We start from the raw sequence: 16,908 nt of genomic DNA on the forward strand, positions 1-16,908 counted from the left end.
TGCGTTTAATATTCGTATGCTTTTGTTGATGTCCAGCTAATGCGGTTCTTTGCGCGAGAGAAAATGCGGTTTACGTAATTACTTGCGAAATACTTGGAAAAGTTGTTACACGTGGGAATTTGTTGTTGACTTTTTGTTATTCGAGCCCTTAATTTCAGGGGTAACAGAGTGCTTAAAGAGCCGTTAAAAAAGGTGTTTGGCTCGAGCAATTTGTCGGGGATGGGGAAGTAAAAAATCGTTAGCGATCCGGCCGGCATTGGGAACCGCGCTGGGCGGGGTTTTTCGTTGACGGTTTTTCTTTGCCTCTGGGTTTTTTTGCTGCTGGGGAGCTCCTAAATGAGTATTAAGAAAATTGTGTCCGCATCGAGCAAGCTGCCGGTGCGCCACACCGCGCTGGCCGTCGCCGTTGCGATGGGTTTCGGTTTTTCGGGACAGGTGTTGGCGCAGGCCACGACGGGCTCGATCTTCGGTACCGCGCCGGCGGCTGCAGGCGAAACGGTTCGCGTCGTCAACACGCAGACCGGTTTGACCCGCGAAGTCGCTGTCGATAACAACGGCCGTTACGGCGTCAATCAGTTGCCGACGGGCGAATACACGGTGTCGCTGATGCAGGGCGGCAATGCCATCGCCACGCACGATCATGTGTCGGTGACGGTGCAAGGCGGTACGCCAGTGGCGTTTGCAACGGCCGAGACGGACAAGAACGTCAAGAACCTTTCAAGCATCACGGTCACGGCCAACTCGATGCCTGCGATTGACGTGTCCTCCACACGCCAGACCTCGGTGATCACCGCGCAGCAATTGAAGACGCTGCCGATCGCACACAGCGCTGAAGCCATCGCGCTGCTGGCTCCGGGCGTGACCGGTGGTCCGTCATCGCTTGGTACCGGTCCGACCGGTACGCCGCTGGTTTCCATGGGCGGCAACAGCGTTGTGGAAAACGCTTACTACCTCAACGGCTTCAATACCACCGACCCCATCGGTGGCTCGGGCGGCGTTGCGCTGCCTTACTTCGCCATTGCCGAACAGCAGACCATCACCTCGGGCTATGGTCCTGAGTACGGTCGTTCGACTGGCGGCGTGATCAGTCAGATCGGCGCGCGCGGCGGTAACAGCTTCCACGCCGGTGCTTATGTGTCCGTGCAGCCGGCCTTCGCCGACAGCAATGCCGACAACGTCTATTACAGCAATCCGCTGACGCCGGTCGGTTCTTCCTGGCTGGCGCCGAGTCAAGGCACCACGGCCTATGCTCCTGGCTACGGCCAGATTGAAAGGGGCAACAGGCAGAACAGCATTTGGCAGACCGTGTACGACGCGTACATCAGTGGTCCGCTGATCAAAGACAAGCTGTTCTTCTTCCTGACGGCCGAATGGGAGCACGACAGCAACCAGTACGGTCTGGGCTCCAACGGTATCTCGCAGCCGCAAGGTTTCTGGTCGTCCACTGCGGATAATAAGCCCAAGGTCTACGGCAAGTTGGATTGGAACATCAACGACAGCAACGTGCTGGAGTTGACCGGTGTCCACACTCAGGACAACCAAACCAACAACAACTTCTACAACTACAACTACTCGAACCAGAGCGTCGGCTCGTTCTACGGTCCGGGCGTGCTGACCAAGAACACGTTTGACCTCGGCATCCTCAAGTACACCTCGTACATCACCGACGACCTCACCCTCGAAGTGTTGTACGGCCAGATGGACGGTAAGTACTACTCCAGCCTGGCTGGCGGTGGCAACGCGGCACCCGTTACCTTCAACTCGGGCGTAGCTGTACCGCCTGGCGTTGTCGTGCCGAACCTGGTCGATACGACGATCGGCAACCCCAATCACAAGACCAAAGTCGCCAATCTGCGCGTTGACTTGGATTGGAAAATCACGGCTGACCACGATCTGAAGTTCGGCATCGACAACATGCAGAACCGTGACGATCACGACGGTAGCCGAATTCTTGGTGGCGGTTCCTGGGCTTACCTGACGCCGGGCAGCTTGCCGCCCTATGCGACAACGGCTCCGTACGTAAGTACGCCGGTTCCGGGCAATTACGTGACGCAGAGTCTGTTCGGTTCGGACGTCACGCTGGCCGTCCGCCAGAAGGCACAGTATGTGGAAGACCGCTGGCAGGTAACGCCAAGCGTGCTGCTCGACCTCGGCATTCGTAACGACGAGTTCCAGAACTTCGGTCCGAACGGTGTTGCCTACGTGCGGGAAACCAAGCCGCAATGGGCGCCCCGCCTGGGCTTCAGCTGGGACGTGTTTGGCGATAGCACATTCAAGGTGTTCGGTAACGCAGGTCGCTACTACTTGGCGCTGCCGGCAGGTCTGGCCGCGCGTAACTCCGCCATGGGTACGATCAATGGCGAAGTCACCTATACCTACACCGGCATCAGCGCCAATGGCGTTCCGACGGGCTTGACTCCGGTTCTCATCAACCTGGCACCGGGCGTAACGACGCCTGGCTACTATTCGCCGGACGGTGAGAATGGCGTCCCCGGTAATTCCTTGGACTACGCCGCTAAGAACCTCAAGGCGGAATACCAGGACGAATACGTGTTGGGCCTCCAGAAGATGATCGGCAATACCGGTCTGGTTTGGGGCATGCAGGCAACCTGGGAACGGGCCGGCAACCTTGTCGACGATACCAACCTCGTTGCCTGCGGCAACGTCGTGGGTGCGCTGGTCAATCCTGGCAAGTCCAACTACATCCAGCAGCCCTGCGGTCTGTCGGTGTGGGATCCGAACACCGGACAGGGCGTCTTGACGAACATCATCTCGACGTTCCCGAAGCCGTCGCGTAATTACTACGCGTTGGAAAACTATTTGGAACACACCTGGGACGGCAAGTGGTACGCCAAGGTCGACTACGTGTTCGCCAAGTCGTACGGCAGCAGCGAAGGTCCGACCGAAACCGCGACGGGCCAGACGACGAACCAGCGAAACGGCGGTGAGTCGGGTTCGACCACAGCGCAGTGGGACTTCCCGGACATCATGGCGTATGCCAACGGTGAGCAGGCCAACAGCCGTCGCCATACCCTGAAGACCTTCGGTTCGTATGCCATTACGCCGGAATGGATGATCAGCGGCACGTACATCATCCAGTCGGGTGCGCCCAACATCTGCTTGAGCGGTTATGGCGCCACGATCGATCCGGATCTGTACGGTGGCCCGTACCAGCACTTCTGCGGCGGCGTGCCGAGCGGCAACTCGCCCACGGGTGTGGCTTTCGGCGGCATGGGTTCTCCTCCGGGAACCAGCGGTCATACGCCGTGGACTCATCAGCTCAACCTGAGCTTGACGTACATTCCGGCGTGGGCGGACAAGCACCTCACGTTCCAGGCGGAAGTGCACAATCTGTTCAACGAACAGGCTGCGTTGCTGTACTCGAACATCAACAACTCGTACGTCATCTACCAAGGTTCGACGGGTTACTACAACCCGCTGTACAAGACCGCGGTTTCGACGGAACTGCCGCGCTACGTGGATTTCAGCGTGAAGTTCGACTGGTAATTCCCGTTGCGGATTCACCGGCGCCAAGGATGGCGCCGGCAACGGAACAAAGAAGAAGGCCGCCGGGAAACCGGCGGCCTTCTTCGTTTCAGCGATCGAGACGCTGGATAAGCGGTTGCAGAAAATCCCGATAGCGCGGGCTGCGCGCCGTGTCGCTGCGAATGGGTTGCCGTACTTGCGCAGCGCTGGCTGTGCTATGCACGTCGCGCTGTGTTTGATGTGGCGAGAGGCAAGCTTCGTCGAAGGGCAGTTGGCAGAATGAGAGCAATTGCCGAATCAGTACTTCGGGTTCTTGCACTAATGCTTCGTAGGAAAGATCGAACACGTAGCCCGAGTAATGCTGCTGCCAGAAGTTGCTAAGATGCACGTAGTCGTTGCTGTAACTGGCCAGATCGTCCAGGTCGTAGCTGAAGAGAATGCCTTCGCTAAACAACTGTCGATAGCAGGCAAAACAGGTTTCGACGGGATCGCGATGGCAGTTGATGATCTTGGCGCCCGGCAGCATGGCGCGAATAACGCCGATCCATTGCCAGTTCTGCAATCCTTTGTCGGTGAAATAGGGGCGTTTTTTGCGCCAGTGCGCGGTGCGCGCAAGATAGTCCTTGCCCAGTCGCGCCCAATCTTCCGGTGTCGCATCTGCCGCCCAATGCGGAAATGCTTTGCCGCGCCGTTTCGATTCCCTTTCGATGACGTGTGACAAGTCGGAAATCTCATTCGCGCCTTCCACTTGCGGATGCGAGGCAAGGATGTGCTCGACGAGTGTCGATCCGGAACGAGGCATGCTTGCGATGAAAAGCACCTCGCGCCCGAGGGTTGGATCGAGCGGCGTTGGCATCGGATGGCGAAACGCTTCGACGATGTCGCCAACATGAGCGTGCTCAACAGCAGCGTTCCACTCAATCAATTGCCGCTTAAGTGCATTGGCTTCGCGCAACGCTTGAAAGGCGCCGGCGTAGTCGTGTTGATCTTCCAGCGCCCTGTAGAGGCTGAAACCCAGGAATACGCGGTCATCGGGCGCAAGCCGCGAGCTTTGCAGAATGTGCTGGATTTGTTGCGCATCCTGTTGAGTCAGCGATACGGTTTTCAGATTGGCCAGCCCGTGCCATGCAAGTGCGTGTTCCGGCTGCAGAGCGAGCACCTTGCGGTATTGGGCGACGGCGCCGGAAATGTCGCCGCGTATCGTGAAGATATCGGCGAGCGTAGTGCGCGCAGCGATGTGTCGTGCGTCAAGATCGAGTGCACGCCGCAAGGCGTCTGCTGCCGCATCCAGCTGCCAGTTCAATTTCAGCGCTTTGCCAAGGTTGAACCAGACCGCAGCTTGCATAGGCGCCAGTTCGGTAGCGCGGCGCAGATGCGTGAAGGCTTCTTCCGTGGCGCCCGAATCGTAGAGCGCGCCGCCAAGGTTGGTGAGGATGCTTGGATCATCCGGGCGTTGCAGCGCCGCCTTGCGCATAAATGCGGCGGCATTGACGCTGTCGCCGCGCATCTGGCAAGCGATGCCATACAGAAACTGCGCATTGGCGAAGTCGGGTGCTTCGGCCAGCACGCGTTTCAAGGGTTGTTCGGCCAAATCCGCGCGCCCTTCGGATAACGCCTTACCGGCTTCGCTCAACCACTGGCGTGCTGCGGGAGAGAGGGAGGGAGGCGACATGGGCTACCTGATATGGATGGTTTGAAGGCCGACGCCTAGTTTTGCATGTTCTTCGCGGCAAAAAACCGCAATACGGCCTTGGCCGTTCCGCTTGGCACAGCGTGCGATTACCATGGACGGCGCCATGCAACCTTATGAAGGGTTACTGCCTTGATTTACTTTGCTCCCTCCGTTCTCAGTCCCGATGAGCTGGCGATCATCCAGTCGAAGCTGAAAAGCGTTCCGTTTGCAGATGGAGCCAGTACGGCCGGCTGGTCCGCGCGCGAAGTAAAGCGAAATCTGCAAGCGACCTTGGGTACGCCCGAATACGAGCAGATTGCGCGCACGGTAGGCGAAGCGTTTATGCGCAGCAATGAAATGCAGGCTGCGTTGTTGCCCGCGGCGACGACGTCGGTGTTGTTCAATCGTTACGGGCCGGGCATGGAATACGGCCCTCATGTGGACGCGCCCGTCATGGGCAGCTTTAACACGGCTGTACGCAGCGACATCGCCATTACCATTTTTCTTTCCGACCCCCGCAGTTACGACGGCGGCGAGTTGACCGTTTTCATGAGCGGCATCGGCAGCAAATTCAAGCTTGAGGCAGGCGCGGCGATCGCATATCCCGCGAACACGCTGCACCACGTAACACCTGTCACGCGCGGCGTGCGCGATGCGGCGATCATCTGGGTGCAAAGCCAAGTGCGCGATCCCGCTCAGCGCGAATTGCTGTGGGATTTGGACAACGCCAAACGACAAATCTTCAATCGCGAGGGCAAGAGCCCGCTTTTCGATGCCGTCAGTAAATCGCACGCCAATTTGCTGCGCATGTGGGCGGAAATTTGATTCGCCGTTTTGTGCGGTAAGTAAGGCGCATGCACGAAGCGCCGATTTGCTTATCGACCTTCGTCCAAATAGCTGGCGCCAGTCGCGAGACACGCCATGCAGAAAATTCCACTCTTGCATGAGGCGTTCCTAGGCGATACCCGCAATGGGTATGTCCCATCGCCAGCTTGCGTCGGTGCTCCCTCATGGGCGTTTGAAAGTGCGGACGCATCTCGTTTGAGTGCTGACCAAGCGATGTAGGCGCTCGCCCGGCGTTCGATATTTGTTGCGTCCGAATCGCGCAGATTTTGCGAAGTAAGGTTTGATCCTCGTAAAAAATCGTAGGTCATCATCTTGCCGGGGCCTCAGATTTGGCCCGAACGACGGTTTTTTACGACAAATCATTGACTTATGGCGTAAGTTATTACTTACAGATCGTAAGTTCTTGACTTACATTTGATGCCCCTATTACGCTCGGTCCGACCGCAATTGCTAAGCACGAGTTAAAAAAGGCTTTACCAATCGTGCTTGCGGGGAGGGTGTCGTCAAAGCACTCAGGGTGGCCGTGCCGCTTTGCCTGGAGGGGAAAGCGCTACGTGACCGGTGCGATGACTACTTATTTGGGTGTCGTCCATAGCTCATTAGGGGAGCTGTCAATGCAAATAGAAAATTCAACTCACCGCGCGCGTCGTGCCCCGGTGCGCCATACCGCGCTTGCTGTAGCGCTCGGTTTGGCCTTCAGTGGTGGTGCGATGGCTCAGGCCGTGACCGGCAGCATCTACGGTCAGGCTCCGGCCGCGTCCGGTGAAACCGTGCAGGTGTCGTCCAGCGCAACGGGCGTAACGCGCGAAGTTGCGGTTGGCGCCGATGGCCGCTACCAAGTGGGTAACCTGCCGGTCGGTACGTATACCGTCACCTTGAAGCAGGACGGCAAGCCGGTCACGACGCATGAAAACGCGTCCGTTACCTCGGGCGCCACCGGCGTGGATTTCGTTAGCGCGAACTCCGCCAACGCCAAGTCGCTGGGCACCGTCACGGTCTCGGCCAACGCGCTGCCGCCCATCGACGTCACGAACACCAACTCGGGCACCGTCATCACCGCAGCCGAACTGCAAAAGCTGCCGATCACGCGCAATGCCGAGTCCATCGCCCTGTTGGCGCCGAACACCGTTTCGGGCAGCAGCTTCTTCTCCGGCCCGGGCGGCAACGCGCTGGTGTCCTTCGGCGGTTCGTCTGTCAGTGAGAACGCGTACTACGTCAACGGCTTCAATACTGCCGAGCCCTACAAGAACCTGGGTGGCTTCCAGCTCCCCTACGGCGCGATCCAGCAGCAGGAAACGCTCACCGGCGGTTACGACGCACAGTACGGCCGTTCCGATGGTGGCGTGATCAGCCAGATCGGTCAGCGCGGTACCAACGAGTGGCATTTCGGCGGTCAGGTTGTGTGGCAGCCGCGCTATCTCGAAAGCAATCCGGACAACAACGTCTACGGCAATCCGTACGTGCCGCCGTCGACCAGCCAGGTCAACTACGCGCTCGAAGAGCCGACCAAGCCCGGCACGCTGCGTCAGTACCGCAACGAAAACAAGCAGTGGGAAACGATCTATTCGGCCTACGTCGGCGGTCCGCTGATCAAGGACAAGCTGTTTATCTTCTTGGCACCTGAAGTCACCAAGACGCGTAGCACCTTGGTGGGCGTGGACACGAACGCGCCGTCGACCAACTACAGCGTGACCAACCAGCAGAGCTCCAAGTTCTACGGCAAGATCGACTGGAACATTACCGACAGCAACATCCTCGAATTGACCACGCTGCGTAACAGCCAGCGCGGCCTGTACGCCGGCGACGGCGCGGGCAGTCTGTATGCGTTCGATTACGCCACGCGCAAGTTCGGTGCGTATTCCGGTCCGTCCGACGCGCACAAGGACAACGCTCAGTTCTACATCGGCCACTTCACCAGCTACATCACCGATGCGGCCACGTTGAGCGTTCTGTTCGGCAAGGCGAACTTCCAGAACCCGATCGCCTACGGCAACACCAGCCCGCTGCCTTTCATTTCGCGTCCGTACAACGAAGTGCTGCCGAACGGCACGCAGCCCAACCTCTCCAACAACCAGACGAACACGTCGTGGATCTCGCCGGATGCGAAAAACGCAACCCGCGGTCTGCGCGTCGACTTCGACTACAAGTTGGGTAGCCACGATCTGGCCGCCGGTATCGATAACATGTTCTATCGAGCCCACGACCAAGGTATCTCGCAGACCAACCCGTTCAATCCGTCGCTCAACTACTACTGGCGCTACCTCCCCGGCGGCGTGGTGCAGAAGCGCGAGATCGGCTGGGCCACCAGCATGACGACGGCGCAGAAGGCGTACTACCTGCAGGACACCTGGCAGGTCTCGTCCACCGTGCTGTTGAAGGTCGGCGTGCGTAACGAGCACTACACCAACTACAACGATCTGGGCGAAGCCTTCACCAACCAGATCAACCAGTGGGAACCGCGTGTCGGCGCCACCTGGGACGTCAATGGCGACTCTTCGTTCAAGGTATACGGCAACGTTGGTCGCTACTACCTCGCGCTGCCGGATGACGTGGCGGAGCGTGCGGCGAACCGTTCGTACTACCTGACCACCAACTACAGCTACACCGGCATCGACGGCAACGGCGTTCCGACTGGCTTGACGCAGCTGCATGCGACCACCTCGCCGGACGGCGAAACCGGTTCGGCGAAAGATCCGCAGCAGGTTACCGCGCGCAATTTGAAGCCGGAGTACGTGGACGAATACATCGTCGGCTTCGACAAGCAGCTCAACGCCAAGTGGAACTACGGCGCGAAGGCGATGTGGCGCAACTTGAAGGTGGCCATCGACGACGAGTGCCAGCCCGGCTTGATCGCGGCCAAGATGGCCACGATGGGTCTGAATCCGGCCAACTACTCCAACTCGCTGTACGGTGCGAATTACTGCCGCCTGATCAACCCGGGCAAGACGAACGACATGTTGCTGGTGTCGGACGACGGCAGCGCCCGCACGATCGTGCCGATGACGCAGCACGACTGGGGCTACATCAATGGCGCCCGCCGCAAGATCGCGTCGCTGGATCTCTACTTGGAGCATCCGTTCGACGGCAAGTGGATGGCTCGCATGGATTACACCTACACCCACGGTTGGGGTAACACCGAAGGTCAGGTGCGCTCCGACTTCGGTCAGCAGGACATCTCCAAGACGGAAGACTGGGACTCCTGGCAGCTGATGAATGGTCAGGACGGCGAGCTGATCAACACACGCAAGCATCAGTTCCGTTTCCGTGGCGCGTATGAGATCACCCCGGAATGGTTGCTGTCCGCCACCATGCTGGCTCAGTCCGGCCTGCCGCAGGAATGCTTGGGCTACTACGGTCCGGGCGGTTCGGGCGCTGCATACTACGGCCCGGGTGAAGTCGGCGATCCGAGCGGTTACAACAACTTCGGCAGCGGTAACTACCATTGGTGCCACGGCATTCGCATGCCCCCAGGCTCGATCGGCCACACGCCGTGGACGTTCCCGCTCAACCTCGGCGTGCATTACCGTCCGGACTTCGCGCAGCAGAAGATGACGGTCAGCCTGGACGTGTTCAATCTGTTCGACCAGCAGCGTCCGGTGCAGACCGACGCCGTCGGCGAGAACGCGTACAGCGCTTCGACCAACACGATCTACATCAACAACACCTACGGTCAGGGCATCTACTTCCAGAATCCCCGCACCGTTCGCCTGACGTTGACCTACGATTACTAATCGACACGTCGACTGATCGCACTACAAAGCCACCGATCGCAAGATCGGTGGCTTTTTTTAGGGCGATGTCGAAGCGCTGCGTCGCCGATGGCGCGCGAACGGAAAGAATTTAGAGCTTCAGCGCTACGCGCAGCGGATCGAGTTGTGTGGCGTAGCTGCGCCATTGCTCGATGCCGCGCGTATGGATCGACTCGCGCACTTGCGCGCTGCTCGGCGTCGCGATGGGAGCCTCGTTCGCTTCGGGGCGCAGGCACGCTTCTTCCATCTCCAATCCGCAATGCGCGAGCACCTTGGGTAGCATCGCAGCCGGATCCTGCACCAGCGCCGCATAAGGTACGTCGAACATCGCGCCAGGAAGCGCCGTATGCCAGTGGCGTACTTGCTGCGCGTATTGGCCATAGTAGTGAGCCAGCGCGTCGAGGTCGTAGCTATAAGGCGAGATGTTGCCGAACATCGCCTTGAAATTGGAGAAGCATGTATCCATCGGCGAACGCGTCATGTGCAAGATCGGCGCATGCGGCAGCGCGCGCCGGATGAACGCGATCATCTGGATATTTCCTGGCAACTTGTCGACATAAAACGCGCGCCCACGCGCGCGCCATTGCGTTTGCTTCAGATAACGTTCGCCGAGTTCGCGATAGTCGATGTCTTCGCTGCGCGCAATCACCTTGAGCAGCCCCTGCGACAAAGCCGGCGGCACATCGGCGACCCAATGCAGCTGGCGCCAGAACTCGATCAATTCGCCGGCGGAAGCGACCTGCGAATGACTGGAAAGCATGCGGTCGAGCAATGTTGTGCCCGAGCGCGGCATGCCGACGATGAAAATCGGCGTCGGGCCGCGAAAGTCGCTCGCGCGCGGCAATTCTTTGCGCGTCACCGACGACATGCCGATCAATGCCGACGTGACGGCTTCTTCCGAGGATGCCTCGTACGGATTGAGTTGATGCATCTGCGCATTGCAACGCGCAAGCGCATGCCAGGCTTCGTCGTGGCGTCCCAGATCGTCGAGCGTTTTGAAGCACGCATATTCGAATTCTGCGCGGATAAACGCCTGGTCCCGATCCGTTTTCGCGTCGGGCAGCTGTTGCAGTTGTTTTTCGAGCCACTGCAGACGCTGCGTTTCAGGACGTTGTTTGCGCAGATTGACCAACACCATCGCAGCGTCGCCGAACGTCGGCCAGCGCGCAATGCAGCGTTCAAGAACCGCGCATGCGTCGTCGATGCGACCGCTGAATTGCAGCAGCATGGCGTACATGTGCAATTGGGTCGGCGTATCCACGCCGCCTCGCACAGCCGCTTCCATCAGCGCCAGCGCGGTGGAGATTTCGCCCAGCGAGAAACGCAGGCTCGCTTGTGCGGCGAGCAACTCCGCCGGCGGCTCGGGCGCTTGCGCAAGCAAATCGAGACAGGCGCGCGCGACGACAATCTCGCCGCGTGCCACCAAATGCTCCGCCAACGTGAAGATCAGCGGAGCGTCATACGGCAGGTGACGGCTCGCGTGGAGCAGCGGGCGATTCGATGCGCGAAACTGCCCTTGTCGAAACAAGACGTCGGCAAGATCGATCAGGGCTTCCGTGTCGTTTGGCGACTGCGCAAGCAGCGACTGCAGCGCGGTTTCCGCATCGGCGAGACGATCGTTCTCCATGCACCGACGAATATGTTGGCGCAGCGCGCCTGGAGCTACCGGCAGAGTTTCTTGATTCATCCGCCGATGATAGCCGGGAACCGCCGAGGGCAAACCCAAACGCAACGTGGGGGCCAAAGCCCCCACGCGCAAAACGCTTATGTCGGTGACGTCCGGTTCAGTACTGCGGCACGCTCGAATCGATTTCAGCGGCCCACGCATCGATACCGCCGTCCACGCTGTACACCTGCGTGAATCCATGCGCAGCGAAACGCTCCGCAACGCCGCGGCTGGAAATGCCGTGATGGCACATAAATGCCAGCGCGGTGTCTTTCGGCAGCGCGGCGAGCGCGGCGTAGCCTTCTTCTTCCAGGATGCGCGCCTGCGGAAGCGGCGCGGCGATGCTGCGACCTTGGGCCGGGCGCGTGTCGATCAGGGTGATGGTTCCGGCGGCGAGGCGCTTTTGCAGCTCCTGCACGCTCATCGACTGAATGCCGTTGTTGCCGGCGCCGGGAAACTTGAGGCTAAGGCCTTCGCCCTGCATCGTGGAAACCCAGTCGATCACGATGCCCTTGGCGCGCTGCGCGCTGGCCGGATCGAAATGCACTTCGATGCCGTTGGCAGTGACGACGATGTCGTGATCGCCACCGGGAGCAAGCTGGAAGCCGGCGCTATGATCCGGGCCGATTTCCAAATGAAGCGCGAGGCCTTCCGCATTCGCGGTGCCGGCGCGGATGGCTTCAGCCGCTTTATCGGTGATGGTGATTTCCGGCGGCGTGCGGTCCGGCGCCGCGGCGCCGAACAACTGATGCAATTCGCCACTGCCATACATCTGACGAATAATGTCGGCGCCGCCGATCAGTTCGCCATCGACATAAAGCTGCGGAATCGTCGGCCAATTACCGAACGCCTTGATGCCTTCGCGGATTTCCTGATCTTCCAACACGTTGACCGTGTGGTAGTCGGGCAGCAATTCGTTGAGCGTATTCGTGGCGGCGGCGGAGAAGCCGCACATCGGCTGAGCGCGCGTGCCCTTCATGAACAGCACCACGCGGTGGTCTTTGAGCAAGGTTTCGATACGGTCGCGGGTGGCGGTGTCGAGGGACATAAGGGCGGAAACTCCAGCAGAGAGTAGGCGATTGTACCCCCTCCATATGCTGGCGGTCCGTGCCGCTTCAAGGCTTTCACGCCAAGAAAGGAATAGCAGAACCCCGCCATGGCGCGGGCTCGCTAATTCGACCGCTCGCTTGCAACGGGGCTCACGCCGCCGATTGCAGTTCGTCGAGATCCTGCTTTTGGCGACGGGCGAGCGGTGCGAGGGCCAGGGCGGCCATCGGCGAGGGACGTACGAGTTCGCGGCTCGCGTGGCCGAGCGCGGTGGGCTGTTCGCTCCAGTGAATCAATTCCATCGCCCCGGCTTCGTCTTCGATCAGCGCGGTGCAGTGTTCCACCCAATCGCCGTCGTTGAGATACACCACGCCGTTGATCGTACGCACTTGGCCAAAATGGATATGGCCGCAGATATGACCGTCGACGCCGCGTTCGCGCGCATCCGCCGCGACACGCTCTTCATACGCGCGGATATACGCCAGTGCCTTGCCGATGTGCGATTTCACGATGATCGACAAGGGCAGATACGGCAGCGCCATGCGGCGGCGCCACGCATTGACGCGCCGGTTGCCCCAGCAGACGAAGCGGTGCATGGCCTCGCCGATATGCAGCATCCAGCTACGGCCGATCTGCTCGGGATCGTATTCGTCGCCGTGGCTAACGCGGTAACGACGGCCGTCCGCGCCTACGTGAATCGCATCCAGCTCGATGCGTACGCCGCAAATCGATTGGCCCACCAGGCCGCGCAGCGCGCAGTCGTGGTTGCCGGGGATATAGGTGACCTCGACCCCGCGGCGGGCCATATCCAGCACTTCCGCGATCACGGTGCCGTGATCGGGATGCCACCATCGGCGGCGGCTCAGCGATTCCAGATCGATGATGTCGCCGACGAGATAGAGCTTCTCGCACTGCAGGCTGCGCAGAAAATCCAGCAGATAAGCTGCTTTGCAGTCCGGTGTGCCCAGATGTACGTCGGATATGAAGGCGCTTCGGCAGCGAAGAATGGCCATAACGGCGCTCCCCGGTAGGTTCCCGGGAGCACAGTTTGATGTCGCAACGTCACCGAGCGATGGCGAAATGGTTGCAAACAGGTTGCCGTGGCGCCTTTTTTCGCTCGCAAAGGTGGAAAGCGCCTGTCGCTATGCGCTAAAACCACAGTAGTGCGGGGAGGAGGCGTTCATGAACACATCGGCCGCCATGCAGGTCGCACAGTGGCGCGAGGCCGCCCACGCGTGCCTGCAGCGCGGCGATGTGCGTGAGGCGCAGGCGCTGTTTCAACAGGTTTTGGACCGGCGGCCGGACGACGTGGAGGCCCTGCAGCTGCTGGCCAGCTGCCATGTCGCCAACGGCGAGCTGAATCTGGCGTTGGCGCGCCTGCAGGCGGCGGCGCTTATCCATCCCGAAGACCCGAACGTTTTGCAGCAACTCGGTGCCGTGCATTTGGCGACGGCGGATGGCGCGTCAGCCGCCGCGACATTGCGCGAGACCCTGCGCATCGCGCCGGATATGTTCGTCGCGCGATTGCACTTGGGGCAAGCGCTGGAACAGCTCGGCGAGCCCCACGAAGCCTTGAAAACCTATTTCGGCGCGTTGCGCTCGGCGCAAAACCAAGGTCGCTGGCTCAACGATGAAACGACAGCGCCGGGACTTCGCGATACCGTAAAACACGCCATGCGCTTCGTCGACGCCGGACGGCTCGCTTTCTTTCATGGCGTGCTGGAGCCGTTGCAACAGCGTTACGGCGCTGACGAACTGGAGCGCGTGACGCATTGTTTGGACGTCTATCTCGGCGAGCGTTCCATCGAAATGCCCGATGCGCGCCAACGTCCGAAATTTCTCTATTTTCCGGGCATCCCCAGTCAACCTTATTACCCGCGCGAACGCTTTCCATGGCAGGAAACGCTGGAGGCCGCCACCGGCGACATCCGCGAAGAGTTGCAACGCGTACTGGCCCAGGAGTTTAGCCTGGAGACTTTTCTCGGCGCGCCGCAGCCCGGGCAGGCGCAGCAGGAAATGCTGCGATCGTCGGGCTCTGCGCCCGCCGCCTGGGATGCTTACTTTTTCTTCCGGCACGGAGAGCGCTATGAAGCGCACCTGCAAGCGTGCCCGCGCACCGCTGCGTTGCTGGATAGCGTGCCGTTGGCGCGCATTCGCAATCATGCGCCGGAGTCCCTGTTTTCCGTGCTGAGCGCCGGCACCCATATTCTTCCGCATACGGGCGTGACCAACGTGCGCCTGGTGACGCATCTACCGCTGATTGTTCCGCCTCAATGCGCTTTGCGTGTTGGCGGCGCCACGCATATTTGGCGAGAAGGTCGATGCGTGACGTTCGACGACACCTTCGAGCACGAGGCTTGGAATCGCAGCGAGCAGACGCGTGTGGTGCTGATTCTGGATTGCTGGAATCCTGATCTTACGGAGGCAGAGCGCGCGGCAGTGGCCGAGTTGATCGAAGCTATCGGTGACTTCAGCGCGAGTGGTGCTGATTAATCGACGCGTTCAGGTATACCCGAGACGCTCCATGACGGGACGCAGGATCGGCAAGACAGGCTCGAACATATCGCGATAAGCAAGCCAGCGCTGCACCGCGCGAGCATGAATGCCCTGCGTGACCTGCGCATAGCTCGGCGTGCTGATGTATCCCTTATGGCGAGCATGTTCCGCAAAACGCGTCATGGGCGTCGGGTCGTCGATAGCGAGGAAGCGCCCCAATTGCTTAACGTTTTCGTCGAAATGAGCGACGACCGACTCGTAACGCCATGTCATCACGCGCGGCGCCAACACGTCGACTTGATCGAACCAGTGTTCGAAGGCGCGTACGTAACCGCGTGCCAAGCGTTCGAGCGAGCTGCACAACACCATAAACGCCGGTGAACGAAATGATTGCATGTAGCAACTGAGCAAGACGTCGCAAGGGTGTCGCACGCACAGAATGATCGACGCATTCGGAAACAATCGCGCGATCATCGGAAGGCACAACATGTTGAGCGGATTTTTGTCGACCAACTGTCGCGCACCCAAATCGGGCACGACCTTCCGTACCATGGCTGAATACAAGGCGCGCAACTGATCCGCGTCTGACTGCGTGAGGTCCGTCAGGGCGGAGGGGTAGGGCTGACCGATCGCCGTCATACGCTCGGTGAGCTCATAGACGAACCCGCGCTCGTCCATCGCGCGGAAGCTCGGATGTGCGTCCAGCATCTGTTCCAGCAAAGTGGTGCCGGAGCGCGGGAAGCCGACGATGAATACCGGGCTTTGTTTGGCGGATGGCGATGTCAGCGTGGCCCAGCGATGGCGTTCGGCCCGATTGGCGGTCAAATTCGCCATCGGCAACGGTTCGCTGTCTTCAGTCATCAGCTCGGGCACGATGGCGCGTGCGATCGTGAGTTGCGCCTCGTGCGCATCCTGCAGCGCCTTCCAGGCATCGCGATGATGTCCTTGCTGATGGCGTGCAGTGGCTAATCCAAACGCGGCTTGCGCAAGCACTTCGGCGTCCCTCGTCGTCACCGCGATGCGTTCGTAAAGCTCCGCGGCGTGTTGCGAATCACCGCGCCGCGCTCCGACGGCCGCATGCGCTAGCCAAGCCGCGCAGGACAGTTGCGGTTGCTGTTCATGGAGATTTTCCAATGGCAGCTGCGTCAGTTCGGCTTCGGCCTTGTCGAGCTGATTGCTGCGCTCGTACAAAGCGGCACGCAACGCCGAGATGCGCAAGCGCAGCGCATGCGAGGCACCGTTGTTCGGTAGCAAGGCCTGTTTCAGTACGTGCATGGCGACGTCCTGATTGCCCAAGGTGGACAGCATGCTCGCCAGCGTCAGCGCCTGCTCGGCAGGCTGCGGTGGCCAATCGATGGCGTTTTCCAGCATGATTTCTTCATGCGTGTTGTCGCCGCACACATGGCAGGCATGCGCGGCTTGCAGGCGCGCTTCGATAAAGTCGGGCGCAAGCTGCACCGCTTCCAACAGCGCATCGCGCGCTGCTAGCCAGTTTTTTTGTTGGAGATAGAGCAATCCGAGGTTGTAGTGCACGTCTGCTTGTTGTGGCGCCAGCGTCAACGCTTGCAGATAGGATTGCTCGGATATTTCCGTCTGATCTGTTTCTTGAGCGGCCAGTCCCAGATTGTTCCAGTATTCGAACGTGTGCGGTTTAAGCTGCGTCAGTCGCACAAGAAGCGGCACCGCGTCACGCACGTGGCCGGTGGCGCGCAGGGCGAGCGCGCGCAGCAGCAGGGTCGTTTCGTTGTCGCCAGACAGGCTTTCGCTTAGAGAAAGCACACGCGTCATGTCGCCTTGATGGAAGGCGGCAAGCATGGCGCTCGCGATCGTTTGTTCGTCGGGAAGGGAAGCCATTAGCGCATATATTCCTCACTCATGCTCCCGAAAGACACCCTCCCCTTGAGCGAAGGGGAGGGGGTGAAACGGTTGCAAGCATGAGAGGGAAT

Annotated in this window: 9 protein-coding genes; 4 read left to right on the forward strand and 5 right to left on the reverse strand. The window is 60.0% G+C overall.

What is annotated here, in order from left to right:
- The first annotated feature begins 336 nt into the window (after positions 1–336).
- Positions 337–3,507, forward strand: a complete 3,171-nt coding sequence (locus L0U79_RS05580) for a TonB-dependent receptor plug domain-containing protein (protein ID WP_233840895.1) — start codon at positions 337–339, stop codon at positions 3,505–3,507.
- Between the two features lie 88 nt (positions 3,508–3,595).
- Here the strand turns inward: L0U79_RS05580 and L0U79_RS05585 are convergent, their stop codons facing one another.
- On the reverse strand, positions 3,596–5,158 hold the full coding sequence (locus tag L0U79_RS05585) for a sulfotransferase (RefSeq protein ID WP_233840896.1): 1,563 nt from the start codon (positions 5,156–5,158) through the stop codon (positions 3,596–3,598).
- Positions 5,159–5,308: 150 nt separating this feature from the next.
- On the opposite strand from L0U79_RS05585, the gene L0U79_RS05590 reads away from it, so the two are divergent.
- The gene (locus L0U79_RS05590; RefSeq protein WP_233840897.1) at positions 5,309–5,983 is read left to right on the forward strand and encodes a Fe2+-dependent dioxygenase; all 675 of its coding nucleotides are present in this window, start codon (positions 5,309–5,311) and stop codon (positions 5,981–5,983) included.
- A 635-nt stretch (positions 5,984–6,618) separates the two neighbouring features.
- Positions 6,619–9,735, forward strand: coding sequence for a TonB-dependent receptor (locus tag L0U79_RS05595; protein ID WP_233840898.1), 3,117 nt, complete (start codon positions 6,619–6,621; stop codon positions 9,733–9,735).
- Between the two features lie 109 nt (positions 9,736–9,844).
- Here L0U79_RS05595 and L0U79_RS05600 read toward each other — a convergent pair whose 3' ends face one another.
- The 3 genes from L0U79_RS05600 to L0U79_RS05610 all read right to left on the reverse strand — a co-directional run bounded on the left by L0U79_RS05600 (position 9,845) and on the right by L0U79_RS05610 (position 13,479).
- Complete coding sequence (locus L0U79_RS05600; RefSeq protein ID WP_233840899.1) at positions 9,845–11,440, reverse strand: sulfotransferase; 1,596 nt, start codon at positions 11,438–11,440, stop codon at positions 9,845–9,847.
- Between the two features lie 97 nt (positions 11,441–11,537).
- Positions 11,538–12,467 (reverse strand): Grx4 family monothiol glutaredoxin, encoded by a 930-nt coding sequence (grxD, locus tag L0U79_RS05605; RefSeq protein WP_233840900.1) that lies wholly within the window; start codon positions 12,465–12,467, stop codon positions 11,538–11,540.
- A 151-nt stretch (positions 12,468–12,618) separates the two neighbouring features.
- Entirely contained in the window at positions 12,619–13,479 is an 861-nt protein-coding gene (locus L0U79_RS05610) for a UDP-2,3-diacylglucosamine diphosphatase (RefSeq protein WP_233840901.1), read from the reverse strand.
- Positions 13,480–13,648: 169 nt separating this feature from the next.
- Here L0U79_RS05610 and L0U79_RS05615 point away from each other — a divergent pair, with 169 nt between their 5' ends.
- Positions 13,649–14,959 (forward strand): aspartyl/asparaginyl beta-hydroxylase domain-containing protein, encoded by a 1,311-nt coding sequence (locus L0U79_RS05615; protein WP_233840902.1) that lies wholly within the window; start codon positions 13,649–13,651, stop codon positions 14,957–14,959.
- Between the two features lie 9 nt (positions 14,960–14,968).
- On the opposite strand, the gene L0U79_RS05620 is transcribed toward L0U79_RS05615, so the two are convergent.
- Positions 14,969–16,816, reverse strand: coding sequence for a sulfotransferase (locus L0U79_RS05620; protein WP_233840903.1), 1,848 nt, complete (start codon positions 16,814–16,816; stop codon positions 14,969–14,971).
- Between the last annotated feature and the right edge of the window lie 92 nt (positions 16,817–16,908).

The organism is Dyella sp. 2HG41-7 (genome assembly GCF_021390675.1).
In the GTDB taxonomy this organism is placed as follows: domain Bacteria; phylum Pseudomonadota; class Gammaproteobacteria; order Xanthomonadales; family Rhodanobacteraceae; genus Dyella_B.